Annotated in this window: 25 protein-coding genes and 1 pseudogene; 18 read left to right on the top strand and 8 right to left on the bottom strand. The window is 72.9% G+C overall.

All coding sequences use genetic code 11. The features are described from left to right. Positions 1-107 precede the first annotated feature (107 nt). Positions 108-1,631 (top strand): helix-turn-helix domain-containing protein, encoded by a 1,524-nt coding sequence (locus tag OG435_RS37635; RefSeq protein WP_266884068.1) that lies wholly within the window; start codon positions 108-110, stop codon positions 1,629-1,631. A gap of 18 nt (positions 1,632-1,649) precedes the next feature. Here the strand turns inward: OG435_RS37635 and OG435_RS37630 are convergent, their stop codons facing one another. Continuing rightward, entirely contained in the window at positions 1,650-2,645 is a 996-nt protein-coding gene (locus OG435_RS37630; RefSeq protein WP_266884066.1) for an ArsR/SmtB family transcription factor, read from the bottom strand. A gap of 67 nt (positions 2,646-2,712) precedes the next feature. Between OG435_RS37630 and OG435_RS37625 the strand changes: the two genes are divergently transcribed. Together OG435_RS37625 and OG435_RS37620 are read left to right on the top strand one after the other, a co-directional pair. After that, entirely contained in the window at positions 2,713-3,621 is a 909-nt protein-coding gene (locus tag OG435_RS37625; RefSeq protein WP_266884064.1) for an aldo/keto reductase, read from the top strand. A gap of 58 nt (positions 3,622-3,679) precedes the next feature. Beyond that, positions 3,680-4,210 carry a GNAT family N-acetyltransferase gene (locus tag OG435_RS37620; protein ID WP_266884062.1) on the top strand — a complete coding sequence of 177 codons (531 nt, stop codon included), beginning with the start codon at positions 3,680-3,682 and terminating at the stop codon, positions 4,208-4,210. A 17-nt stretch (positions 4,211-4,227) separates the two neighbouring features. Here the strand turns inward: OG435_RS37620 and OG435_RS37615 are convergent, their stop codons facing one another. Continuing rightward, positions 4,228-4,695, bottom strand: a complete 468-nt coding sequence (locus OG435_RS37615) for a MarR family winged helix-turn-helix transcriptional regulator (protein WP_266884060.1) — start codon at positions 4,693-4,695, stop codon at positions 4,228-4,230. A gap of 171 nt (positions 4,696-4,866) precedes the next feature. Here OG435_RS37615 and OG435_RS37610 point away from each other — a divergent pair, with 171 nt between their 5' ends. The 4 genes and pseudogenes from OG435_RS37610 (at position 4,867) to OG435_RS37595 (ending at position 8,321) form a co-directional block, all read left to right on the top strand. After that, positions 4,867-6,123 (top strand): MFS transporter, encoded by a 1,257-nt coding sequence (locus OG435_RS37610; protein ID WP_266884058.1) that lies wholly within the window; start codon positions 4,867-4,869, stop codon positions 6,121-6,123. A gap of 52 nt (positions 6,124-6,175) precedes the next feature. Further along, complete coding sequence (locus OG435_RS37605; RefSeq protein WP_266884056.1) at positions 6,176-6,604, top strand: GlcG/HbpS family heme-binding protein; 429 nt, start codon at positions 6,176-6,178, stop codon at positions 6,602-6,604. A 63-nt stretch (positions 6,605-6,667) separates the two neighbouring features. Further along, positions 6,668-7,809 (top strand): annotated as a pseudogene (locus tag OG435_RS37600) (glycoside hydrolase family 20 zincin-like fold domain-containing protein). Positions 7,810-7,880: 71 nt separating this feature from the next. Continuing rightward, positions 7,881-8,321 carry a GNAT family N-acetyltransferase gene (locus OG435_RS37595; protein ID WP_266884054.1) on the top strand — a complete coding sequence of 147 codons (441 nt, stop codon included), beginning with the start codon at positions 7,881-7,883 and terminating at the stop codon, positions 8,319-8,321. Positions 8,322-8,336: 15 nt separating this feature from the next. Here OG435_RS37595 and OG435_RS37590 read toward each other — a convergent pair whose 3' ends face one another. After that, a complete protein-coding gene (locus OG435_RS37590; protein ID WP_266884052.1) occupies positions 8,337-9,149 on the bottom strand; it encodes an endonuclease I family protein in 813 nt (270 codons plus the stop codon). 235 nt (positions 9,150-9,384) lie between these two features. Here OG435_RS37590 and OG435_RS37585 point away from each other — a divergent pair, with 235 nt between their 5' ends. Beyond that, positions 9,385-9,957: a DJ-1/PfpI family protein gene (locus OG435_RS37585; RefSeq protein WP_266884050.1), complete on the top strand. Its 573-nt coding sequence runs from the start codon at positions 9,385-9,387 to the stop codon at positions 9,955-9,957. 175 nt (positions 9,958-10,132) lie between these two features. Here OG435_RS37585 and OG435_RS37580 read toward each other — a convergent pair whose 3' ends face one another. Next, entirely contained in the window at positions 10,133-10,948 is an 816-nt protein-coding gene (locus OG435_RS37580) for a glutamate ABC transporter substrate-binding protein (RefSeq protein WP_266884048.1), read from the bottom strand. 250 nt (positions 10,949-11,198) lie between these two features. Between OG435_RS37580 and OG435_RS37575 the strand changes: the two genes are divergently transcribed. Both OG435_RS37575 and OG435_RS37570 read left to right on the top strand, forming a co-directional pair. After that, the gene (locus OG435_RS37575; protein WP_266884046.1) at positions 11,199-12,395 is read left to right on the top strand and encodes a hypothetical protein; all 1,197 of its coding nucleotides are present in this window, start codon (positions 11,199-11,201) and stop codon (positions 12,393-12,395) included. Between the two features lie 157 nt (positions 12,396-12,552). Next, entirely contained in the window at positions 12,553-13,089 is a 537-nt protein-coding gene (locus tag OG435_RS37570; protein ID WP_266884044.1) for a TerD family protein, read from the top strand. A gap of 186 nt (positions 13,090-13,275) precedes the next feature. On the opposite strand, the gene OG435_RS37565 is transcribed toward OG435_RS37570, so the two are convergent. Next, positions 13,276-13,908: a TetR/AcrR family transcriptional regulator gene (locus OG435_RS37565; RefSeq protein WP_266884042.1), complete on the bottom strand. Its 633-nt coding sequence runs from the start codon at positions 13,906-13,908 to the stop codon at positions 13,276-13,278. A gap of 228 nt (positions 13,909-14,136) precedes the next feature. Between OG435_RS37565 and OG435_RS37560 the strand changes: the two genes are divergently transcribed. From OG435_RS37560 to OG435_RS37545, 4 genes are all read left to right on the top strand, one after another. Beyond that, positions 14,137-15,024, top strand: a complete 888-nt coding sequence (locus tag OG435_RS37560) for a phosphatase PAP2 family protein (protein ID WP_266884040.1) — start codon at positions 14,137-14,139, stop codon at positions 15,022-15,024. Beyond that, the gene (locus OG435_RS37555; RefSeq protein WP_266884038.1) at positions 15,021-15,914 is read left to right on the top strand and encodes a hypothetical protein; all 894 of its coding nucleotides are present in this window, start codon (positions 15,021-15,023) and stop codon (positions 15,912-15,914) included. The genes OG435_RS37560 and OG435_RS37555 overlap by 4 nt, the downstream gene beginning before the upstream one ends. After that, complete coding sequence (locus tag OG435_RS37550) at positions 15,911-16,249, top strand: hypothetical protein (RefSeq protein WP_266884036.1); 339 nt, start codon at positions 15,911-15,913, stop codon at positions 16,247-16,249. Before OG435_RS37555 ends, OG435_RS37550 begins: the two co-directional genes overlap by 4 nt. A 94-nt stretch (positions 16,250-16,343) precedes the next feature. Beyond that, positions 16,344-16,610 carry a GlsB/YeaQ/YmgE family stress response membrane protein gene (locus tag OG435_RS37545; protein WP_266884034.1) on the top strand — a complete coding sequence of 89 codons (267 nt, stop codon included), beginning with the start codon at positions 16,344-16,346 and terminating at the stop codon, positions 16,608-16,610. Positions 16,611-16,623: 13 nt separating this feature from the next. On the opposite strand, the gene OG435_RS37540 is transcribed toward OG435_RS37545, so the two are convergent. Then, positions 16,624-17,109, bottom strand: a complete 486-nt coding sequence (locus tag OG435_RS37540; protein WP_266884032.1) for an NUDIX domain-containing protein — start codon at positions 17,107-17,109, stop codon at positions 16,624-16,626. Positions 17,110-17,295: 186 nt separating this feature from the next. Between OG435_RS37540 and OG435_RS37535 the strand changes: the two genes are divergently transcribed. The 3 genes from OG435_RS37535 (at position 17,296) to OG435_RS37525 (ending at position 20,207) form a co-directional block, all read left to right on the top strand. Next, positions 17,296-19,017 carry a serine/threonine-protein kinase gene (locus OG435_RS37535; RefSeq protein ID WP_266884030.1) on the top strand — a complete coding sequence of 574 codons (1,722 nt, stop codon included), beginning with the start codon at positions 17,296-17,298 and terminating at the stop codon, positions 19,015-19,017. 76 nt (positions 19,018-19,093) lie between these two features. Beyond that, positions 19,094-19,738, top strand: coding sequence for a MerR family transcriptional regulator (locus OG435_RS37530; protein ID WP_266884028.1), 645 nt, complete (start codon positions 19,094-19,096; stop codon positions 19,736-19,738). A gap of 103 nt (positions 19,739-19,841) precedes the next feature. Next, positions 19,842-20,207 (top strand): 5-carboxymethyl-2-hydroxymuconate Delta-isomerase, encoded by a 366-nt coding sequence (locus OG435_RS37525; RefSeq protein ID WP_266884026.1) that lies wholly within the window; start codon positions 19,842-19,844, stop codon positions 20,205-20,207. On the opposite strand, the gene OG435_RS37520 is transcribed toward OG435_RS37525, so the two are convergent. After that, positions 20,201-20,875, bottom strand: coding sequence for a transglycosylase SLT domain-containing protein (locus OG435_RS37520; protein ID WP_266884024.1), 675 nt, complete (start codon positions 20,873-20,875; stop codon positions 20,201-20,203). The two genes, OG435_RS37525 and OG435_RS37520, sit on opposite strands and share 7 nt — an antisense overlap. A gap of 462 nt (positions 20,876-21,337) precedes the next feature. Between OG435_RS37520 and OG435_RS37515 the strand changes: the two genes are divergently transcribed. Further along, on the top strand, positions 21,338-21,886 hold the full coding sequence (locus tag OG435_RS37515) for a putative immunity protein (protein ID WP_266884022.1): 549 nt from the start codon (positions 21,338-21,340) through the stop codon (positions 21,884-21,886). A 94-nt stretch (positions 21,887-21,980) separates the two neighbouring features. On the opposite strand, the gene OG435_RS37510 is transcribed toward OG435_RS37515, so the two are convergent. After that, positions 21,981-22,904 carry a dihydrodipicolinate synthase family protein gene (locus OG435_RS37510; RefSeq protein WP_266884020.1) on the bottom strand — a complete coding sequence of 308 codons (924 nt, stop codon included), beginning with the start codon at positions 22,902-22,904 and terminating at the stop codon, positions 21,981-21,983. Between the last annotated feature and the right edge of the window lie 7 nt (positions 22,905-22,911).

Raw genomic sequence — 22,911 nt, 5'->3', positions numbered from 1 at the left:
CCGGTCGAGTACCGGCTGCGGCAGGCCCTGGCCGCCCGCGCGGCCGGGATCACCGTGCGCGAACTGCGTCCGGCGCAGCCGCCGGGGCTCGGGGCCCGACGACTGCCGTGGGCCTGGCCGCGCGGTTTCGCGCTGCCCCTGGCGGGGCTGGCGGCGGCCGCCGCGGTGGTGGTGGGGTACGCCGTACTGGCACCGGACTCTCCGGTCCGCCCGGGCCCGGTACCGGCGCCGCCGGCCGCGCCGCCGTCGCCCTCGCCGACGGGCTCGGCTCCGCGGCCGGTTCCGGACGGGCCGTCCCCGTCCGTTGCCCCGCCCGCGTCGCCGTCCCCGTCCCCGTCGCGGATCTCGCCTTCGCCTTCGCCCTCCTCCGTACCCACCGCGAGCCCGTCACGGGCACCGTCCGGTACGGGCGCGCCACGGCCGAGTTCCTCCCCCTCCGCTCCACCGGGCACGTCGGCGGCCGTCTCGCCGCCCCCGGCCTCGTCCCCGCCGCCCACGGCTTCGCGGGCGCCTCGCTGAGAGGGGAGAACCGCCTGTTCGGGGCGCCACGCGGGCCGCAACCATGCGCCGACGCAGATCAGTTGGCCGCATCCTTGGATCCTGTCGAAGCATGCGGACGGGGGCGCGGGATGTGGTCAGCGGTGTCGTCGGGCGGGGTCCCGGCGGGGGAGCGGTTCGACTGGTACGCCGACATCATCTCCCGTGAGGTGATGCCGGCGGCGCTCAGCAGCGAGCGGCCGGCCGAGTTCCGGGGCGAGGCAGCCGTCGTGGACCTCGGTCCCCTGCGCGCGTCCAAGTTCGCCCTGTCGCCGCTGCGTTCGCGGCGCACCCCCGCGCTGATCCGCCGTGGCGATCCGGAGCAGTACCAACTGGCCCTGCTGCGCAAGGGCGTCACCTCGATGTCCCAGCACCGCAACACGTGCACGGTCGGAGGCGGTGACCTCATGCTGTGGGACACCTCGCGGCCCTCCGACAACGTGATGCACGAGGACGGCGGCCAGGTCCGGGCGACGATCCTCATGCTCCCCCGGGACGTACTGCCCCTGCGCCCCGAGCGGTTGGAACGGCTGCTGGCCCGACGTATCCCGGGTGACCGCGGCATCGCGGCGATCCTGGCCTCCTTCATGACCGCCCTGGAGGACCACGCCGCCGAATGCGAGCCCCGGGAACTGGCCCGGCTCGGCGCGGTCGCCGTCGACCTCGCCACGGCCTGCCTGGCCCAGCATCTGGACGCGGAGGACCGGATCCCCTCCGAGGCCCGTGCGGAGGTGCTCCTGCGGCGGATCCACGCCTTCATCGAGCACAACCTCGCCGACCCGGAGTTGGCACCGCCCACCATCGCGGCCCGCCACAACATCTCGGTGCGCGGCCTCCACCAGCTCTTCCAGGGGCAGGGGGAGAGCGTCCGGTCCCGGATCCGCCGACGCCGCCTGGAACAGTGCCGCACCGACCTGATCCGCCCCGAACTCGCCGCCCACCGGGTCCAGTCCATCGCCGCCCGCTGGGGCTTCAGCGGACCCGAGGTCTTCAGCCGCTCCTTCCGCGAGGCGTACGGACTCACGCCCACGGAGTACCGTGGGCTGGGCGCGGGGGGAACGCACCGGGACAGCGTTCAGCGGCCGGCTCCGTAGCCCCTTTCGGGGCCGTCCTCAGCCGGTAGCGGCTTCGAGGAGGGTTTCGGCCGCGGCGGTGCGGGCGTAGAGGACCGAGCGGCCGGCGCGGTGGGCGCTGACCAGGCCCGCGTCGCGCAGCGCCGTGAGGTACTGGGACACCCCGGCCGGGGAGAGTCCGGTGCGGCGGGCCAGCTGTGTCGTGGAGGCCGGGGTCTCCAGTTCGGTCAGCAGCAAGGTCCGCGAGCGACCGAGCACGGCTGCGAGGGCAGCGGCCCGGGTGACGGGCCGTCGGTTCCACAGCGAGCCGACACCGCGCGCCTGATAGGCGAGTTGGGGTGGGTCCGGTGGCGTCGTCCGCGTGCGCAGACCTGGTCCGGTGAAGGACGAGGGGATCAGCAGAAGTCCCGTACCGGCCGTTTCGCGATGCAGCGGCTGCTTTCGGCGGGCCAGCCGCAGCCCATTGTCGTCCCAGCTCACCGAGGTGTGCAGGTGGTTCAGGAGGTGGCCCGCACCGTGTTCGGCGACGATGCGGGCCCGGTGGAAGACATCCGCGTCCAGCACTTCCCGGATCCGCGCCCAGTAGGGGCCGAGTGCCAGCTCCCAGTACGTTGCGATCTCCTCGACGACCTTGGCCATGCGGAGCTGCGGGTCGGCACGCAGGGTCCGCAGCCGGGGGCCGAGACCGCCCTGGTGGCGGGCCAGGTGGTCGAGGTCCTGCCGTACCCGGGCGGCGGGCGAACGGAGGATCGCATCCCGCTCCGCCGCCGGCGTGGGGGCCGGCGTGGCGGGGGCCGGATTGAGGAAGTCCGGGACGTAGCCGGAGGGCGGGATCAGCTCGGAGACCCAGCCCCGGTCCAGCCCGGCGGCCAGCAGACGCGGCCGTACCTGATCGACCCAGGGCCGGTGGACCGGATGCGCGGCGGCGGACGTCAGCAGCCGGAAACTGGGCGCGATCTCCCACATCGGTGAGACGGCGAACCTCACCTGCGCCAGATCGTCCGCCGAGAACGCCAGCTCCGCCAGGGCGACCACTCCTCAATGGATTCAGTCATGGGTGAATCAATGGCGGGCCAGCATAGCGGAGGGCGATCATCCCGCCATGACTTCACAGACGATCACCGCGGCCGCATCGGGCACCTTCGAGCTCGGCGACCTGACGGTCAACCGCATCGGCTTCGGCGCGATGCGGTTGCCCCAGCACGGCGCGGCGTTCGCGGCCGCCGCCGTCCCGCGCGACCGCGACCGGGCGATCGACGTGCTGCGCCGCGCCGTCGAGCTGGGCGTGAACCACATCGACACCGCCGCGTTCTACTTCTCCCCGCTGCGCTCCGCCAACGAGCTGATCAACCGCGCCCTGGCCCCCTACCCGGACGAACTCGTCATCACCACCAAGGTGGGACCGGGCCGCGATCCCGCAGGCCACTGGCTGCCGCACGCCACCCCCGCGCAGCTGCGCGGCCAGGTCGAGGAGAACCTGCGCCAGCTCGGCCGCGACCACCTCGACGTGGTGAACCTGCGCATCGTCGGCGCCGATTCCATCGCGGAACGCTTCGGCGCACTCGCCGAACTGCGCGAGGCCGGGCTCATCCGGCATCTGGGACTTTCCAACATCCGCCCCCACCACCTCGCCGAGGCGCGGAGCATCGCGCCCGTGGTCTGCGTCCAGAACATGTACGGCATCGGCGGATCGCCCGATCAAGGGGAACTCCTGCGCACCTGCGGCGAACAGCGCATCGCGTTCGTGCCGTTCTACTCGATCGCCGGCGCCGGACGCGAGGGTGGCGCGATCACCGACAACAGTCCGGAGGTGCACACCATCGCGAGTGCCCACCAGGTGAGCACGGCCCAGGTCCGGCTGGCGTGGACCCTGCACCAGGGCCCCCACGTCCTGGCCATCCCCGGGACCGGCAACCCCGACCACCTCGCACAGAACGTGGCCGCGGGCTCTCTGCGCCTCTCCGCCGGCGAACTCTCCGTCCTGGACTCCCTCGGCCGCGAAACCCCGTGAACGGGCGGCCTGCTCAACCCCCGAAAGGCCCCCGGAGCCGACCGTTTACGCTCGCCCCATGAACGACAGCACACACGGCATACGGATCCGGCCGGGCGGCCCGGCGGACGTACCGGCCATTCTGGACATGCTCGACTCCGCGGTGGCCTGGATGAACGCCCGTGGGAACACCGAGCAGTGGGGCACGACCCCGTACTCCCGGATTCCCGGCGGGGTGGAGCGGGTCCAGGGGTACGCCACCGAGAACTCCCCGTACGTCGCGGAGTTGGACGGGGTACCCGTCGGAGCCCTGGTGCTGGACACCGGGCCCAGCCCGAAGATGCCGATGATCCCACCCGCCGGGGAACCCGAGCGGTACGTCCGCCTGCTGCTCTCCGACCGGCGCCACGCCGGACTGGGCATCGGCGCCGCCCTGCTGGCCCGGGCCGTGGAGGAGACCAGGCGGGCCGGAGTGGAGCTGCTGCGGGTCGACTGCTGGGCGGGCGGTACGGGCGAACTGGTCGCGTACTACGAGCGCAACGGCTTCACCCGCACCGACCCGTTCCTCTCCGGCACCTGGCCGGGACAGGTACTGGCCCAGCGGGTCTAGGCCGTCTCTGACCGCCTCTAGAGGGATCGGACCCCCTCCGGAGTGTTCTTCACCGCGGCCACCAGCGGGGCGAGTTCCGGATTGAGCGCCGCCTCGTCCAGCGCCTCGCGCAGGGCGGTGTCGTTGGTGGGGCGGGCCTCGGCCAGGAGCGCGAGACCGGTCGGGCTGACCTCGGTGTAGATGCCCCGGCGGTCGGTGTCGCACAGGTAGCGGCTCAGCAGCCCGCGGTCCTCCAGCCGGCTGACCAGCCGGGTCGTCGCGCTCTGGCTGAGCACCACCGAGTCCGCGACCTGGTGCATGCGCAGGTGGCCGCCCGGGCCGCTGTGCTGGCGGCTGAGGACGTCGAGCAGGGAGTACTCGCGCACGCTCAGGTCGTGCCCCGCCTGGAGCGCGCGCTCGATGTGCGCCTCGATCCGCCCGTGCAGGAGGGAGAGGGCGCACCAGCCCTGGGAGAGGGCGGTGAGTGCGCTGTCCGTGGCCGTCATGGCTTCCTCCTCGAAGGCGTGTGACTCCAGGATAGGGCACGTCTGCAATTGCCCGCGCTTGCAAATATCCCGCGTCTGCAATTAATGTGGACGCAGGCAACCCGCTGTGGCAATCGCCCGGCCCCGCCACTTCCCCCCTGAAGCCCCTGTAGCTCCTGAAGGGCACCCCTCATGCCTCTCGCACTCCTCGCACTCGCCATCGGCGCCTTCGGGATCGGCACCACCGAATTCGTGATCATGGGCCTGCTCCCCGAGGTCGCCGGCACGTACGGCGTCTCGATCCCCACCGCCGGCTTCCTGGTCACCGGCTACGCCCTCGGAGTGGTCCTCGGCGCCCCGCTGATGACCGTGCTCGGCACCCGCATCCCCCGCAAGCGCATGCTGATGCTGCTCATGGGCCTGTTCATCGTGGGCAACGTGGTCTCCGCGCTGGCCCCCGCCTTCGGCGTCATGCTCGCCGGACGGGTCGTGGCCTCCCTCGCCCACGGCGCCTTCTTCGGCATCGGCGCGGTCGTCGCGGCCGAGCTGGTCGCCCCCGAGAAGAAGGCCGGAGCCATCGCCATGATGTTCACCGGCCTCACCGTGGCGAACGTCGTCGGCGTCCCGCTCGGCACCCTCGTCGGCCAGCACCTCGGCTGGCGGGTCACCTTCCTGATCGTCGCCTCGCTCGGCCTCCTCGGCCTGCTCGGCATCGCACGGCTCGTCCCCGACCTGCCGCGCCCCCAGGGCGTACGGATCCGCCACGAGCTGGCCGCGTTCCGCAACGTCCAGGTGCTCCTGGCCATGGGGATGACCGTCCTCGGCTTCGGCGGGGTCTTCGCCGCCATCACCTACATCACCCCGATGATGACGAACGTCGCCGGTTTCGCCGACACCTCCGTCACCTGGCTGCTCGTCCTCCTCGGCCTCGGCATGGTCGCGGGCAACCTCGTCGGCGGACGCTTCGCCGACCGCGCGCTGATGCCGATGCTGTACACCTCCCTGGGCGCGCTCGCCGTGGTCCTGGCCGCCTTCACCCTCACCGCCCACACCCGGGCCGGAGCCGGCGTCACCCTCTTCCTCATCGGGGCCCTCGGCTTCGCCACCGTGCCTCCGCTCCAGAAGAGGGTCCTCGACCAGGCCGCCGGCGCCCCGACCCTGGCCTCCGCCGTCAACATCGGCGCCTTCAACCTGGGCAACGCCCTCGCCGCCTGGCTCGGCGGACTCGTCATCGCCGCCGGACTCGGCTGGACCGCCCCGAACTGGGTCGGCGCGGCACTGGCCGCCTCGGCCCTCGCCCTCGCCCTGGTTTCCGGCGCGCTGGAACGGCGTACGGGGACCCGTGCGGGCGGCGAAGGAGGCAGCCGGGTCATCGCGGCCGGCGCCTCGGCCGGAGCCCCGGCGAGTGCCGCCGTCCCGGCGAGTGCCGCCGTCCCGGCCCACCACTGATCCACCACCACCCCCGTACCCCCCACACGCACACGCCTCACAGGAGTCCCGCATGTCCACCCCCACCCGTACCGCCGTAGCCCCCCTGACCACCGCCGACGCCGAGGCGCTCGTCGTCGCTGCCACGGCCGCCGCCGGAGCGGCCGGGGTCGCCGTGAGCGTCACCGTGCTCGACGCGGGCGGCCACCCGCTCGCCTTCCGGCGCGACGACCGGGCCGTCCTGATCTCGGGCGAGACCAGCACCCGCAAGGCCTTCACCGCGCTGCAGCTCGACGCCCCGACCGCCGACCTCGTCGACGCCGTCCAGCCCGGCGGCCCCTTCCACACCCTGCCCACCGCCCTGGACCGGCCGCTGCTGTTCATCGCGGGCGGGCTCCCGGTCCACCGCGACGGCCGGCTGGTCGGAGCCATCGGCGTCGGCGGCGGAGCCCCGGCCCAGGACCACGGGTTCGCCGAGTCCGCGCTCGGCGTCCTCGCCTGACCCCTCGCGCCCGGGTCGCGCACCGCTGTCCCCCGTGCCGTTGGTGCGGGGGACAGGCGCATGATGCGGAAGGCGAAGCAGTACGGGCGCAGCCACGTCATCGCGACGGCCCCCGATGCGACCCCGACCACCCCGCGGGCCCCGGCGCCCCAGCCGACGCCTGCCTTCCCGCTGTCCACAACCCCGCGCACCGTTCCCGCCGTACGCGAACACGTGCCGGCCCACGGCCCCGGCTGGCGGCCCGGCCCCGAGGCGCGGGTCGTCGTGCCGCCGGGCGACAGTGCGGCCCTGGCGGACGAGGGCAAGCTGCTCGCCGGGGAACTGCGCATCGGATTCGCCGAGTCGGCCACCCCGCCCGAGGGCGACGTGGAGCTCGCCCTCGGGGCGAAGGGCTCCGGCACCCCCGAGTCGTACACCCTCACCGTCAGCGACGCGCAGGTCCGCATCACCGGACCCGACCAGGCCGGGGTGTTCTACGGCACGCACCCTCAAACAGGAGGTAAGCGGCGGCGGTTCGGCCCCGGAGGGCACCGTGCGCGACGCCCCGGCCAAGCCGCAGCGCGGGCTCAACCTCGACATCGCCCGCAAGCACTTCACCCCTGACTGGATCGAGGACCGGCTGCGCGACGTCCAGGGCCGGGCGGTCAAGGGGGCGGTCGACATCGCGGATCCGGCGGCGGCGAAACTCGTCGACGAACTCCTGCGCGAGTACCTGCCGTTGTTCCCCGGTGCGATCTGGAACGTGGGCGCGGACGAGTACCGGGCCCTGGTCCACTGCGATCCGCAGACCTCCTTCCCGCAGCTCAGGGCCGCCGCCCGGCAGCGGTACGGGCCCACCGCGCGGGTGCAGGACCTGGCGACGGGCTGGCTGAACGACCGCGCGGCCATGGTCCGTTCGGCGGGCCGCGCCCCGGCGGCCTGGAACGACGGCTTCTTCACCGGTGGGATCGCCCAGCCGGCCCGGGACATCCAGGTCGAGTACTGGACCGGCAAGGAGAACGGGGCCCGGCCGCCGCTGGAATACCTGCGCGAGATCCCGGGCGCGCGCCTCGCCGTCCTGCTGCGATCTGGCCGGAGCCCAGACCCAGGCCCGGGTCGCGGCCGGCATCCGGCTCCCCCTCGCCGCCCTGTCCCAGAAGGTCTGGGACTCCCGCACTCCGGCCCTGGACTGGCCGGCCTTCAAGGCCCTGGCCGACCGGCTGTAGCGGCCACGTATCGGCGTATCGGCTGCCGGAACCCCCTGGCCGGAGCCCGTCCGCTCTGCTTGGATGCGGTCATGAACGACAGCGCACTGCCTTCCCCCGAGGGCTACGAGATCTCCACCGACCCCGGTCGCCTCGACCGGGAGCTGATCCACCGGTGGCTGTCCGAGGACTCCTACTGGGCGCTCGGGCGCAGCCGGGAGAAGCAGGACGCCGCCATCGAGGGGTCGCTCAACTACGGGATCTACGACGCCGTGTCCGGCCTCCAGGTGGCCTACGCGCGCGTCGTCACCGACCGCGCGACCTTCGCCTGGCTCTGCGACGTGTACGTGGACCGGGGCGTACGGGGCAAGGGGCTCGGCACCGCCCTGGCGGGGGCGGTACGGGACCACCTCGCCCCGTACGGGCTGCGCAGGATCCTGCTGGCGACCGCGGACGCCCACGCGGTGTACGCGAAGGCCGGCTTCGAGCCGCTCGCGGAACCGGGGAAGTGGATGGCCCTCGGCGCGCAGTAGGGTCCTCCTCCGCTTCTACCAGATGGAGTTGACCCACTCCGGGTGGTCGATGAACGGGTTGCGGTTGTGCTGGTAGGTGTCGTAGATCACCTGGTTGCGGCGCTGCTCGAAGGCGTCCGGCGGGTCCTGCAGGTTCCACTGCTTCAGGACGCTGATCTTGCCGAAGAGGGGCGCGCTGCCGTTGTTGACCTTGTCGTTCATCTCCAGGTCGGCGAAGCCGTCACCGCCGTCGTAGCGCACGGCCATGTACAGCAGCATGCGCGCGACATCGCCCTTGACCGCGTTGCGCGGTTCGAAGGAGTCGGAGTCTGTCAGACTGCCGGGGGCCTCGGAGACCGGACCGCCGCCCAGGTCGAAGTCCTTGTTCCCGCGGGTGCTGTTGACCGTGACGTCCTCGGGCCTGAGGTGGTGCAGGTCGGTCCCGGGGCCGGTGGCGGTGCCGAAGTCGCCGTGGCTCTTGGCCCAGACGTGCTCGCGGTTCCAGTCGTTGACGCCGCCGCCGTTGGTGGACTTCGACTGTGAACGGCCCGAGTAGACCAGGATGACGTTGTTGGGGTTCGCGGGGTCCTGGTCGGTGACCTTCAGGGCGTTCCACACGCCGTCGTACGTCACCCTGGACTGGGTCTTGATGATGTTGTGCAGCGCCGTCTTGAGCGCGGCGCCGGTCTTGCCCTCGGCGGCGGCGTAGTAGGTGTCGACGGCGGAGGCCGAGGCCGCCGCGGGGGAAGCGGCCGTGGTCCGCTGGCCGGCCGAGGCGGAGGCCGGGACCAGTATCAGGGCCGTGGCCGCGAGGCCGGCTGCCCAGGGAGTAAGGCGCGAGATTCTCATCACGTGGGGGTACCTCTCCACACGCACCGCTCCCGCCCGGGGAATTGGCGGGGCATCAGGTGGCAGAGCGAGGTTCACATTGTCATGTGCCCTACAGGTGAAAAGCGTGTGTCGGGAGTCAGGATTTTCTACGCGCGTCATGCGGGTGAATGGCGCAAGATTCCCTATGCAGGAGCGGGCGGCGCGGGCACGGTGACGGAGGCCACACCGTGAACAGCCCTACCAGGAGCAGCCCATGGCACCGAAGATCCTCATCGTGACCGGCGACGCGGCGGAATCTCTGGAAGTCCTCTACCCCTACCAGCGCTTGATCGAGGAGGGGTACGAGGTCCACATCGCGGCGCCGGCGGTGAAGAAGCTGCGGTTCGTCGTGCACGACTTCGAGGACGGCTTCGACACCTACACCGAGAAGCCCGGCTACACCTGGCCCGCGGACATCGCCTTCGCCGACGTGGACCCGGGGGAGTACGTGGCGCTGGTCGTTCCCGGCGGACGCGCCCCGGAGTACCTGCGCAACGATCCCGAGGTGCGGCGGATCCTGGCGGCCTTCGCCGGCGAGGACAAGCCGATCGCGCAGATCTGCCACGGCCCCCTGATCACCGCCGCGGCCGGAGCGCTCGACGGCCGCCGGGTCACGGCCTATCCGGCGCTGGAGCTGGACATGAAGGCGTCCGGCGCCGTGTTCGAGGACTCCGAGGCCGTGGTCGACGGCACGCTGGTGTCGGCCCGCGCGTGGCCCGACCACTCCGCCTGGATGCGGGAGTTCCTGACCGTACTGCATGCCAAGGCCCCCGTCTCGGGCCGCTGAGCGCCCGCCGGCGCGGCCCCGGCGCCGCGAGGCGCCGGGCCCGCCGGAGTCGGTAGGGGCCGGGCGAAGCCGCGAGAAATCGTGCGGAGTCGGTCGAAGCCGGGCGGATCATCGCCCGGGGTGAGGGGCCGATGGCGGGTTCCGGCCACTCACCCGGCCGCCGCCTCGACGGGCGTCAGTTGCTCGTCGTGATGGCGGGCGCCGCCTCGTACTTGTAGCCCGTGCCGAAGTTCTTCTTCACGGCCGCTTCCCAGGTGCCGTCCTCGACCATCTTGCGGATCGCCTTGTTGATCTTGACCTGGAGCTCGCCGCTGCCCTTCTTCATCCCGATGCCGTAGTTCTCGCTGCTCAGGCTCAGCCCGATCAGCCGGAACTTGCCCTCGTTGCCCTTGCGGGCGGCGAAGCCGGCCAGGATGGAGTTGTCCGTGGTCAGGGCGTCGACCAGGCCCTCCTTGAGGGCGACGACGCACTCGGAGTAGCCGCCGAGTTCCAGGAGGCTCGCCTTGGGGGCCAGGTTCTTCCTGACGTTCTCCGCCGAGGTCGAGCCGGTCACCGAACACAGCCGCTTATTGGCGTTGTTGAGGTCCTCGGCCTTGGTGATGGTGGGGTCGTCGGCGCGGACCATCAGGTCCTGGTGCGCGAGGAAGTACGGGCCCGCGAAGTCGACCTTCTGCTTGCGCTTGGCGTTGATCGAGTAGCTGGCCACCACGATGTCGACCTCGTTGTACTCGATCAGGAGCTCGCGGTCGTTGCTGAGGACCTCCTTGAAGACGATCTTGTCCTTCGGGTAGCCGAGCTCCTTGGCGACGTACCTCGCCACGTCCACGTCGAAACCGGTGAAGGTGCCGTCGGGCTCCCGCATGCCGACGCCCGGCTGGTCGAACTTGATGCCGACGGCGAGGGGCCCCTTGTCGTCGGCACCGCCGCACGCCGATGCGGTCAGGGAGAGACCGATCACTGCCGCGATCACGCCGGCCTGGGGAACCTTCATGCTGCACTCTTTCCTGGGGTACGCGGATACGCGATGCCGCGGGCTGGCGGAGCCGCGCGGGAGCGCGCGGAGCGCACCGGGACCGGGCCGGGGCGCGGGGAACCGCGGAGGCTGGTGGACGCGTATATGAGGAAGCTAGGAACTCGTCGGGCGCAGTGTCACGACATCTGAGCAAATCTTGAGGGTCACGATCCGGAACGGCGGCAGATCCTGCTGCGAATCCGGCTTTGAACGGGAGAGGGGCCGGTCGGTGGCCGAAAGCGGAGTACGGGTCGAGGGGAACGCACTGCTGCTGGGCGAGGGGGCGCAGGTCCGTTTCATGCGGACGCTGCGGCTGCCGGAGAGCGGTACACACAATCTGCCCCCGGGGCTGGGGGAGTTTCCGCTGCGGCGGGTGGAGGACTATCCGGACACGGTTCCGGCGGACTGGCTCGCCAAGGGCGGGGTGATGCTCCCCGTGTACCTGCGCGAGGCGATGTGGCTCAGCTTCGGCGGTACCCGGGAGCCCACCGCGCTCCAGGTCGGTGTCGGCAAGGTGTGCGCCGTCTCCGGCGAGCGGTGGACGGGCGCGCTCGGCCGCCGGCCGCAGAACTACCTCGTGCTGCCGCGCCAGCCGTGGCTGGACGGGATCAATTCGGGCACGGGCACGGTCCGCCAGTTCGTCGCCGTCCCGCTGGGGCTCGGCGCCACGGTGGAGGGCCAGGTCACCGGCGAGGAGACCGCGGGCGGCGTGCAGCTCCAGGCCTTCCCGCTCGGCGCGAAGGCGCTGGCGCGGTGGCGGGAGGAGGAGCGCGAGCGGGCACGTGCGGCCGGGGCTCCCCGCGGCGGTGTCCCGTACGGGGTCCTGCCGCCGGGGAGCAGTCCGGGCGGTGGCTACGCGGGTGGTGGCTACGCGGGCGGCTACGGAGCGGCCGCGGGGATGCCGGCGCCGCCGCAGATGGCGGCCCCGGCGCCGGGCGGGCTCGTGGGCGGGCCTCCCGGAGCCCCCGCGGCCCCGGCCCCGGCCGCGGGGCCGCTGCGGCGGTCGGCCGGCGGGCCGGCCCCGCAGGCGGCGCCGGCGATGGGGCTCGGTGTCGGCGGCTCGATGCGGCAGGAGGTGTACCGCGACGACCGTAAGGCGAAGGACTGGGCGTCCGAGCCGGCCGCGCGGGTCTTCGTCCACCTGGTGACCCCGCCCGCGTGGCGCCGGATCACCGGTGAGGAGCCGCCGCCCTCGCCCGTGGACCGGGCCGCCTACACCAAGGCCGGGCTGCCGTGGTTCGACTACTACGACGCCGACGATGCCGCCGCCGACCTCGCTCCCTCCGGCACCCTCGGCCAGGTGCAGCCGGTGGGGGAATGGCTCGGCGCCGACGAGGCCCCGTGGGTGGAACCGGCCCCCGGTCAGATCGCGCCCCTGGGGAACGCGCCCCGGCCGGGGAAGCCCGTACAGGACGGGGACTGGTAACCGGCGGCGCACCGACCGCCCCCGCCGAACCCGCTGCCCTTGCCGGTCGCCGCCGTCACGTCCCCGGACTGGCCTGGAACGTACGGTCGTTCGAGCCCCGGGGCGGGACCCGTGACAGCATGGCAGGGCAACGCACGGTGTTCGGAGGGGGAGTTCGGTGAGTGGAGTAAGCAAGGGCCTGGCCAAGGTGGAGATCGCGCTGCGGTGGGATCCCAGCCCGGCGGGAGCGCCCGTCCACGACCTCGACCTGCTCGCCGCGGTCTACACCGCCGCGGACCCGTACGGGGAGCCCGTCCACCTGGTGCACTTCGGCAGCCGGTCGCCCGACGGCACCATCACGCTGAACCGGGACAGCAGGACCGGGCTCGGGCTGGGTTTCGACGAGGTCATGACCGTCGAACTGAACCGGATCGCGGAGGAGCTGAACCGGGTCGTGGTGGGCGTGGTGATCCAGCGGGCGGCTGGCGGCCCGGCCCTGACCTTCGCCGAGGTCGCCGGCAAGGGGCTGCGCATCAGGGAGGGCTACACCGATCTCGCCGTGGACGACCTCACCGGCTTCGGCACGGTGAGCGCGGTCACGGTCGCCGAGTTCACCCGCGACGCGGCGGGGGTCTGGTCGATCGACCCGACGGTACGGGGCTTCGACGCCGACCCGGAGGAGTTCGCCCGGGCGATGGGCGCGGCCCGGAGCTGACCCGGCCGCCGCGGGCGGCCGCGAGGACGCCGCGCGGGCAGCCGCACGGGAAAGCCGCACGGACCGGTCGGCGGTCACTCCGCGAGGGAGTGCCCGCCGTCCGGCCCGGGGGCTGCGCTGCCACCGTCCCCACGAGGCAGCGCGAGCGGGTCACCGTCCGGTCATCGGGGACGGCGGCCCGCTGGTTCAGGGGGCCCGGTCCGCTTCCGGCGGGGCCGTGCCCAGCGCCGGCAGGAGGCAGGCGTCGACGAACCGTACGAGGTACTCGGCGTCGGCGAAGCGGCCCTCCAGCACGGGCCGGATGCGCAGCACGCCCATCAGCTGCGCGGGCAGGAACTCCACGGCGGGGTGTTCGGGGGCGAGCTCGCCCCGGTCCACGGCCCGCTCCACCATCGCGTCGAACGCCGCCAGCTCCGGCCCCACCAGAGCCTCGCGCAGGGCCGCCTTCAGCTCCTCGTCGCTCAGCACCGCGTGCCCGAGGGCCTGCATGAGCCGGGTGTCGTTCCCCGAGGTGCAGGCGGCGATCCGGGCGGCCTCGCGCAGGTCGCCCGCCAGGGTTCCGGTGTCCACCGCGGCGAGGGTGCCGCGCCGGTCCGCACGCAGGGCGGCGGCGACGAGCTGCGGTTTGGTCTTCCACTGCCGGTAGAGCGTGGACTTCCCGCAGGTGGCCCGGGCGGCGATCTTCTCCATGGTCAGCGCCTCGTAGCCGTCCTCGCGCAACTGCTCCAGCACGGCGTCGTAGAGCTGCTGCTCCCGCTCCGGTGTGATCTTCGAGCGGCGCGCGGGGGCCGGGGCGGCTTCCGGCGTCGGCGACGTCATGGGGCGGCTCTCCTCGATCGTGCGTGCCGGCCGGTGTGGCCGGGCGGTGTGGCCGGGCGGGCCCTTGTCATGATGGCCGATTTTTTTCGGTCGCAGGGCAGTGGGCTCTAGTGAAAGTCTACGGGAACGCGAGCGTATCGGTACACACTCGTATCGATACGAGAATGTATCGATACACTGGTGTGTCGATTGTGAGCCGTAGCTGTGTACAGGAAGCGAGACCGGGGGATGACCTCCCACACCACACCCGCCGGGGCCGGTACGGGGCCGGGCGCCCGCCGCCGCCTGATACGCGAGCTGCTGCTCGTCGTGGGCCTCTTCGCCGTCTACAAGTTCGGCCGTACGCTCGCCACCGGACGCACGGACGAGGCCTTCCGCAACGCCGCCCGGGTCTGGGACGCCGAGCGCACCCTGCACCTGCCCGGCGAAGGCCTGGTCCAGCGCCTGCTCCTGCACAGCGACGCCCTGGTGCACACCGCGAACACCTACTACGCGGCCGTGCACTTCCCCGCCACCGTGCTCTTCCTGGTCTGGCTCTACCTGCGCCGCCCCGCGCACTACCTCTGGACCCGCCGGGTCCTGGCCGTCCTGACCGGCGCGGCCCTCGTCATCCACCTGGCCTTCCCCCTCGCACCCCCGCGGATGCTGGGCGCGGCGCACCTGGTCGACACCGGCCAGGTCTACGGACCGACCGTCTACGGGGCCGCGCCCGCCGCCGACACGATGGCCAACCAGTTCGCCGCGATGCCCTCGCTGCACTTCGGATGGGCGCTGATGCTGGCCCTCGGCATGATCGCCGCGACCTCCTCCCGGTGGCGCGGCCTGTGGCTGCTGCACCCGCTGGTGACCCTGCTCGTGGTCGTCGGCACGGCCAACCACTACTGGCTCGACGCCGTCGTCGCCACGCTGCTCCTCGGGGCCGCCCCGCTCCTCGTCCCGCGCCCGGTCGGCCGGTCGCGCGCCGGCCGGTCGCTCATCGCCCGGCGGAGCGTGCCGGTCCCGCGGTCCGCGGCGGAGCCCGTGCCGACGGGTGCGGGCCCCGGTGCCCCGGCGCCGACCTCGACGCCGACGCCGAGGCCCGCAGGGCCAGTGGAGCCCGTAGGAGCGGTCCGGTGAACGCCACGCTCCTCGCCGTCCTGCTCTGCCTCGCGGCGGCCGTCACCTACGCGGCCGCGGCCGTCGCCCAGGAACGCCTCGCCCGCCGCGCGGTCGCCCGCAGCACCGCGGCGCTGCTCGGCAACGGCGCCTGGTGGTGGTCCGCGGGCCTGAACGCCGCCGCCGCGCTGCTGCACGCCGCCGCCCTGCGGTACGGGCCGCTCACGCTGGTCCAGCCGCTCGGCGCGCTCACCCTCGTCGCCGCCGTACCGCTCGGTGCGCGCGGCGCCGGGCGGCGGGTCGTGGCCAGCGAATGGCGCGGGACCCTGGCCACCGTCGTCGGCCTCGGCCTGCTCCTGCTGCCCGCCTCCGGCCCGTCCCCCGACGAGACCCTGACCCTGGCCGAGGCGCTCGCCGTATCCGGAGCCACGGCCGCGGTGATCATGCTGCTGACCGCGCGGAGCGACACCCGCTCGGGGCTGCGCCACGCGACGGCGTCCGGGCTGGCCTCCGCGGCGGCCTCCGCCCTGACCCAGACCGTCGCCGTGGCGGGCGGCCGGGGCGGGTCCCTGCTCAGCGTCCGGGTCGTCTCGGTGGCGCTGCTCGTGGTGGTCTTCGCGGTCGGCGGGATGCTCCTGTCCCAGCGGGCCTACCGGGGAGGCCTGGGGGCCCCGCTCGCGGTGGTGAACCTGACCAACCCGCTGGCCGCGGCCGCGATCGGGATGATCCTGCTGGGCGAGCGGATCCAAGGAGGCGCCTTCGGGGTCCTGCTGGCCGTGGCGGGGGCGCTCGCGGCGGCCCGGGGCGTGCTGTTGCTCACGCGGACCCCGCAGCAGACTGCGGGCGTTCCCGCTCAGTCCGTGCCTCAGTCCGCGCCTCAGTCCGTGCCCATGGCCGGTGTGGCAGCATGAGCCGCATGGTTGTCGACCACGGTTCGTTCCTCTCGATCCGCTCCCAGGGCTCGATCCTCTCCATCGGTTCGGTGGGCTCGATCCTCTCCATCGGTTCGGTCGGGAGCGTGCTGTCGATCGGCTCGATCGGCTCGGCCCTGTCGGCCGTCTCGGTGGGATCCGTGCTGAGCGCGGGCTCGTTCGCCTCCGCCCAGTCGACGCTGTCGGTACTGTCCTGGCGCTCCCGTGGCGGATTCCTGGCGCCGGGAGCGGCGGGAGTCGCCGGAGCCGCGGTGCTGGGCCTGGTCGCGATCGCCGTCCTCAGGCCCGCCGCCGGGTCCCGCCGGCCCGTCTGAGAACCGTTTCGCCTGTTCACGCGTCTCTCCCCGTGAGACCTCAACGGACGTCGCGCGCACGACGAGGCGCGCACAGCGAGCGGAGTGAACGGGCATGGGCATCATCGGCTGGATCATCCTCGGACTGCTGGCGGGCGGGATCGCCAAGGTCCTGCTGCCCGGCCGTGACCCGGGCGGCCTGATAGGCACCACCCTCATCGGCATCGCCGGCGCCTTCACCGGCGGCTGGCTCTCGGCGAAGTTCCTGAACCGGTCGATCCAGAACGACTTCTTCGACCTCGCGACCTGGGGCTCCGCCATCGCGGGCTCGCTGGTCCTCCTCATCGCCTACCGGCTGCTCTTCGGCAACTCCCGCAACTGACCGGCGGGCCGGGTCAGGGCTCCATGTAGGCCACCGTGCCGGTGCGCCGGGCGGCGTCGATCTCCCGCAGGCGGGCGAAGTTCGCGGGGCTCATCAGCGCCTCCCACTCCCGCACCGAGTGGACCCGTACCTCGCTGTGCTCCTCGGGGTCCAGGACGATGGCGGCGATCTGTTCGTCGGTGAGGGTGCCGCCGTCGAAGAGGAAGCCGATGTGGTTCGCGGGCCATGCCTCCCCCCGGTGGGCGATGAACTGCGTTCCCAGCAGCTTCCGCTCGCCCCCGAAGGCGATGCCCGTCTCCTCCAGGCACTCCCGGAGCGCGCACTCCCACGGGGTCTCGCCGTGGTCCATGTTCCCGCCCGGCCACTGCCAGGTCTCCGTGGAGTACGTCGCACGGAGCTGCACCGGGCGGCCGGCGGTGTCGGTGAAGTAGAGGCAGGCGTAAGAGGTGGCCGGAGCGATCGTCTTGACGTACTCGGCGGGCGGGAGCCATGCGGGCACCGTTCCACCTCCTTCCGGGCCGGACGGCCTTGGCGCTCGGTGACATCGGGCAGGCACACTACCCACGCCGGGTGCGGCCCACGCCGGGTGCGGCCCACGCCGCGTACCGCCCGCGCCCGTGCCCGCGTTGTCCACGTCCCGGTACGGGTACGCCGGCGTCGGTGGTGGCGCCTACGATGACCGGCCATGGACAGCAGTGAGGCCGGCAGACGGTTGATCGACGGGCGCTTCGAACTCGCGCGGCCCCTGGGCAGTGGCGGGATGGGGACGGTGTGGCGCGCCCGCGACATCGCGCTGGACCGGGAGGTCGCCCTCAAGGAGGTGCGGCCGCCGGACCCGGCGACCGCCGCCGCGCAGCCCGGGCTCGTCGTCCAACTGCGCGAACGGGCCGTCCGGGAGGCCCGCGCCCTCGCCCGGCTCGCCCACCCGAACGTGGTCACCATCCACCACATCGTGGAGTCCGAGCCCGGCTCGGACGGCCATCCGTGGATCGTGATGGAGCTCGTCAGGGGTGGCTCCCTGGCCGACCGGCTGGAGGGCGGACCGCTGCCGGTGGCGGACGTGCTGCGCCTCGGGCTGGACCTGCTCTCCGCGCTGCGGGCCGCGCACGCGGAGGGGGTGCTGCACCGCGACGTGAAACCGGCCAACGTGCTCCTGCGCCCCAACGGCTCCGCGGTGCTCACCGACTTCGGGATCGCCGCCCTGCACGGCGCGACCGGGCTGACCTCGACCGGTGCGCTGATCGGCTCGCCGGAGTACATAGCCCCCGAGCGGGCGCGCGGCGCGGAGGGGCTGGCCGCCTCCGACCTGTGGTCGCTCGGGATGCTGCTCTACGTGGCCGCCGAGGGGGTGCACCCGCTGCGCCGGGCCACCAGTCTGGCCACCGTGGTCGCGGTGCTCGACGAGCCGATCCCCGCGCCGGTCAGGTCCGGCCCGCTGGGGCCCGTACTGGAACGGCTGCTGGTACGGGACCTCTCCGTGCGGCCCGACGCCGAGGAGCTGGAAGCGCTGCTCCGTGGTGCGAGCAGTGCTCTCGGTGGCGCCACCCCGGCGGTACCGCCGGTCGTCCCGGGCGGCTTCGGGAGCGTCGGGAGCTTCGGGCCGGCGACCCCGGCCCCCGGGCTCGCCATGGGCCCCGCGCACACCCCACCGCCGACGCCGTTCGTTCCGGGCGCGGGCAACCCGTACGCGTCCACCGTCCCCGTGACTTTCCCCGCGCCGCCCGCCCCGCGCCGGAGCCGCCGGCCGGCCCTGCTCGCCGGAGTCCTCGCGGTGGTCCTGACCGCAGGCGTCGTCGGCCTCGTCGCATGGCTGCCCGACGGGAATGCCGGAGACGCCGCGGGCAAGGGCGGTGACACGCAGTCCTCGCGCACCCCGTCCGCGTCGGGACCGGCCTCTCCGGCCCAGGGCACCGCCGTGGCCCTGACGCCCACCCCCACCCCGAAGGCGAGCTCGTCGAAGCCGGCCGCCCCGCCGAAGGGCAGCCTGATCGACCCGGCCGGCATCCGTACCGCCGTCGAGGCCCTCAAGCAGCAGACGGGTACCACCACCTTCGTCGACATGAAGGTCTACGACGAGTACGTGCTCGCCGACATCCCCACCGCACCCGGAGCCAGGACCGTCGACTCCTGGCAGTACCGCGGCGGCGTCGCCCAGCGCACCGGCCCGGCGGGTACCGTCAAGGCCGAGCTCATGGACATGGCCGCACTCGACTGGGACCGTCTCCCCGCGCTGATGGACGAGGCGAAGAAGGAGCTCGGCGTCGAGATCCCGAGCACGCGCTACCTCATCGTGAACCCCTGGCTCGGCGCTCCCGCGATCCGCCCGTACTTCAACGACCCGTACGGCCAGGGCGGCTACGTTCTCGCGGGCACCGACTTCAAGATCAAGAAGGTCTACAAGAGCTGACGGCGCCGCGACGCAGGTGCAGAGCCCTTCCCGCGCATGCTTGGATAGCCGGACTCTCCAAGGGAAGGTTCAAGCGATGCGGCTGGCGGAGTTGAGCGAACGCAGTGGCGTCTCCACCGCGACGATCAAGTACTACCTCCGGGAGGGCCTGTTGGCTCCGGGCCGCCGGGTCAGCGCGACGACCGCCGACTACGGCGAAGGGCATCTGCGGCGGCTGCGGCTGGTCCGCGCCCTGATCCAGGTCGGCGGGATCCCGGTGGCCACGGCCCGGGACGTGCTCGCGCACGTGGACGACGAGTCCCTGGGGCGCACGATGCGGATCGGCGCCGCGCTGTGGGCCCTGCCGCAGGGGCCCGAACCGGACGGCGAGGACCCGGCGGTGATCACCGCACGGCGCGAAGTGGACCGGCTGCTGGAGATGCTCGGCTGGTCGTCGGCGCGCGAGGTGGGGGAGTTGTCCCCCGTCCACCGCTCGCTCGTGTCGGCGGTGTCCACCCTCCTGCGGCTCGGCTATCCGTGGGATGCCGAAATGATGGCCCCGTACGCCGAGTTGATGCACCGGGCGGCCGTGCGCGACTTCGACTTCATGGAGACCTACCCCTCCGAGGAGGAGAAGGTCGAGACGGCGGTGGCCGCGGTCGTCCTCGTCCAGCCGGTACTGAAGGCCATGCACCGGCTGGCGCAGGAGGAGGAGTCCGCGCGACGGTACGGTCTGGACTGAACCGCGGGAGGGGCGCGCCGTGCGCGCCGCTCGCCGTCCGTCATCCGTCACCACGCGATGCGGCCCTGCCGGGGCCGGGTCGCCGAGCCAACCGGAGCGCCCTGTGCCGCAGATCACCGTCGACTATTCGGCGAACTTGTCCGACACCTTCGACCGGCATGGATTCGCGTCGGCCCTGCACGCGTTGACCGCCGAGGTCGCGGCCGCCACCGTCGCGAACTGCAAGACGCGCTTCCGGTGTCCGGACGACGTATACGTGGCCGACGGGGCGCCCGGATCCGCGCTGGTCCATGTGCAGATCGGCCTGCTGCCGGGCCGGACCGAGGCGGTCAAGGCCGAGTTGAGCCAGGCCGTGCTCGACCTGTTGTTCAAGCACCTGCCCGCCGGGGCGGACGGGGCCGGCCCCGTCGTGCACGCCTCCGTGGACGTGAGCGAGCTGGGGGCGGCGTACCGCAAGCTGGTTCAGTAGGCGCCGTTGACATTGTCGATCGAACCGTAGCGGGCCGCCGCGTAGTTGCAGGCGGCCGTGATGTTGGCGACCGGGTCGTACGAGTCCATCGGGGTGCCGGGGACGTGATAGGCCTTGAAGGTCGGGTCGATGACCTGGAGGAGCCCCTTCGAGGGGATGCCCGCCGCGGCGTTGGAGTCCCAGTTGTTGATGGCCATCGGATTCCCCGAGGATTCGCGCATGACGTTGCGGTGAATTCCTTCGTAGCTCCCGGGAATTCCGTGCTGCGCCATGACGTCGAGCGACTCGCGGATCCAGCCGTCGAGGTTGTTCGCGTAGCCGGTGGCGGCCTTGGCCGCGGCCGGTGCGGCGGCGGGGGCGGCGGCCGTGGTGAGGTTCAGTTTCAGGCCGGGGCGGATCGCCGAGGGGTCGGCGCCGACGATGCCCTTGTTGGCCTCGTAGAGCTTCTGCCAGCCACCACCGATGGAGTGCTCAGCGGCGATCTTGCTCAGGGTGTCGCCGCTGACCACGGAATACGTCGTGGGGGCGACGGCCACCTCGGCCGCGCCGGCCGTGGTCGCGCTGATCAGCGGGAGGGCCAGCGCCGCGCTGCCCGTACCGGCGAGGGCCAGCTTGCGGGTGAGTGCGTGGTGCTGCTTCGGCCGGCGGTGCTTTCCCGATGCGGGCATGGCGGAATTCCTCACGTGTGGGGTACGGAAGAGCCCCTGGCGGTGACCGGATTCGGCAGCTGACCACCGGGAACGAGGTGACCGTAGGTGAGTCCGACGGGCCGGAACAAGACACGAATTCGCCCCGGAGATCAACTTCCCGCATTCGGGCCGACGGGCGACCTTGAAAAGATCTAGGGGAATTCCCGAATATCCAACCGGGAAAAGGGAATCGCCCTTCTCGGGGAAGTGATGTTGATGCCTTCGGCGTGACTCACATCACGGGCCGGCGGGCCATGGCTCAATTCGGGCAAGTCGCCCGTCGCCGGGGCCGATTCGGGCGACCCACCCGTTGGCGGCGAATCGCCCATCCCGGGTCAATCGTCCCTCGCGTGCGAGCCTGCCGACCTCGTCCCTCGCGGGATGGGCGGGCGGATGGACGGGCGGATGGGCCGGGCCGGCGCGATGGCCGAGGATGGAGTCATGACAGGGGAAGCGGGCGAGATCGCCCTGAGCAAGGAAGACCTTCGTGAGGTCACCGCATTCGCCGCGGCGTGCGCGGAAGTGGTGCTCGGGGTGTTCGAGGACGGTCAGCCGGACGATGCGCGGCCTCGCGAGGCCATCGGCGCCGCGTGGCAGTTCGCGCGGGGCGGCGAGCGGGGGAAGGCGCTGCGCGACCGGGCGTGGGCGGCGCTCAAGGCCGCCAAGAGCGCCGACTCCGAGGCTGCGCGCGAGGCCGCCCGGGCAGCGATGTCCGCGGCAGGCGCCGCCTACCTGCACCCCCTGGCCAAGGCCACCCAGGTGAAGCACATCCTCGGAGCCGGCGCCCACGCGGCCAGAGCGGCCGAACTCCTCGCCGACGACGATCGGGGCGTTGGCGGCGCGCACGTCGAGCAGGCGGTGCACCGTGCGACACCGGTCCTCGTCGACGTGCTGACACGCTTCCCGGCGGCCCCGAGCGGCGGCGGACGGGTCGGTGAGCTGATCCGGATGCTGGACGCCGACCTGCGCTCACTCACCCCCACCGAGTGACCTCGAGCGCTCGGGCGGCGCCGCGAGCGCCCCGAGACCGGCGCCCGGCGCCCGGTGAGGGGTGGTGGGGTGGTGGGGGCGAGGGCGTCGTCGATCAGGTCAGGTGCGCCAGTTCCCGCACCGCCGCCGCGACCGATTCCGTGCCCGCGGGCAGCAGGGGGAGGCGTACGGCAGGGCTCGGGATGCGGCCCTGCGCGTACAACACCCCCTTGGTCACCGACGGGTTGGGCTCGGCGAAGAGGGTCGCGGAGAGCCGGGCCAGCGCGTGGCCCAGGGCGCGCGCCCGGTCCGTGTCGCCCGCCCGCCAGGCGGCCGCGAGCTCGGTGAACCGCGCCGTGGCGAGATGGGCCGAGGCGAGGACCCCGCCCGCCGCGCCGAGCGCGAGCAGGGGCGACAGGAAGGCGTCGTCGCCGGCCAGCACCGCGAAACCGTCCGGCAGATCACCGAGCAGCGCGACCGCTTCCCCGTCGAGCGCGCCGACGGCGTACTTGACCCCGGCCACCCCGGGCAGCGCCCCGATCTCCCGCAGCAGGGCCGCGTCCAGCGGCTGCCCGGTGCGGTACGGGACGTGGTAGACGATCAGCGGTACGGGGCTCACCCGCGCCAGCCGCTCGAAATGCGCCAGCACACCGGCGGCCGCGGGCCGCACGAACGCGGGCACGGTCACCAGCGCGGCCCGCACCTCGGGCCACCGCTTCAGCCGGCCGAGCGACTCCTCGGCGGCCCGGGTCCCGCTCGCCCCGGCGCCCACGGTCAGCGCCGCGCCGCGCTCCCGGCAGACCCGGGCGCAGACCTCGGTGACGAGGTCGCGCTCGGCCTCGTCGAGGGCGGCCGGCTCGCCGGTGGTGCCCAGCGCCACGATTCCGGTGGCCCCCGCGTCGAGCACCTCGTGGGCGAGCGCCTCCAGGGCGTCGGAGGCGACCTCGTCGTCGGCGGTGAAGGGGGTGATCAGCGGTACGTGGATCCCCTGCGGGGTGTACGGGGCGGTGGGGGGCGAGGTCCTGCGTGTCCTGGTCATGGGTCGA

It is taken from the genome of Streptomyces sp. NBC_01264 (assembly GCF_026340675.1).
Classification (GTDB): Bacteria; Actinomycetota; Actinomycetes; order Streptomycetales; family Streptomycetaceae; genus Streptomyces.
This window is presented reverse-complemented; position numbering and strand designations above follow the sequence as displayed.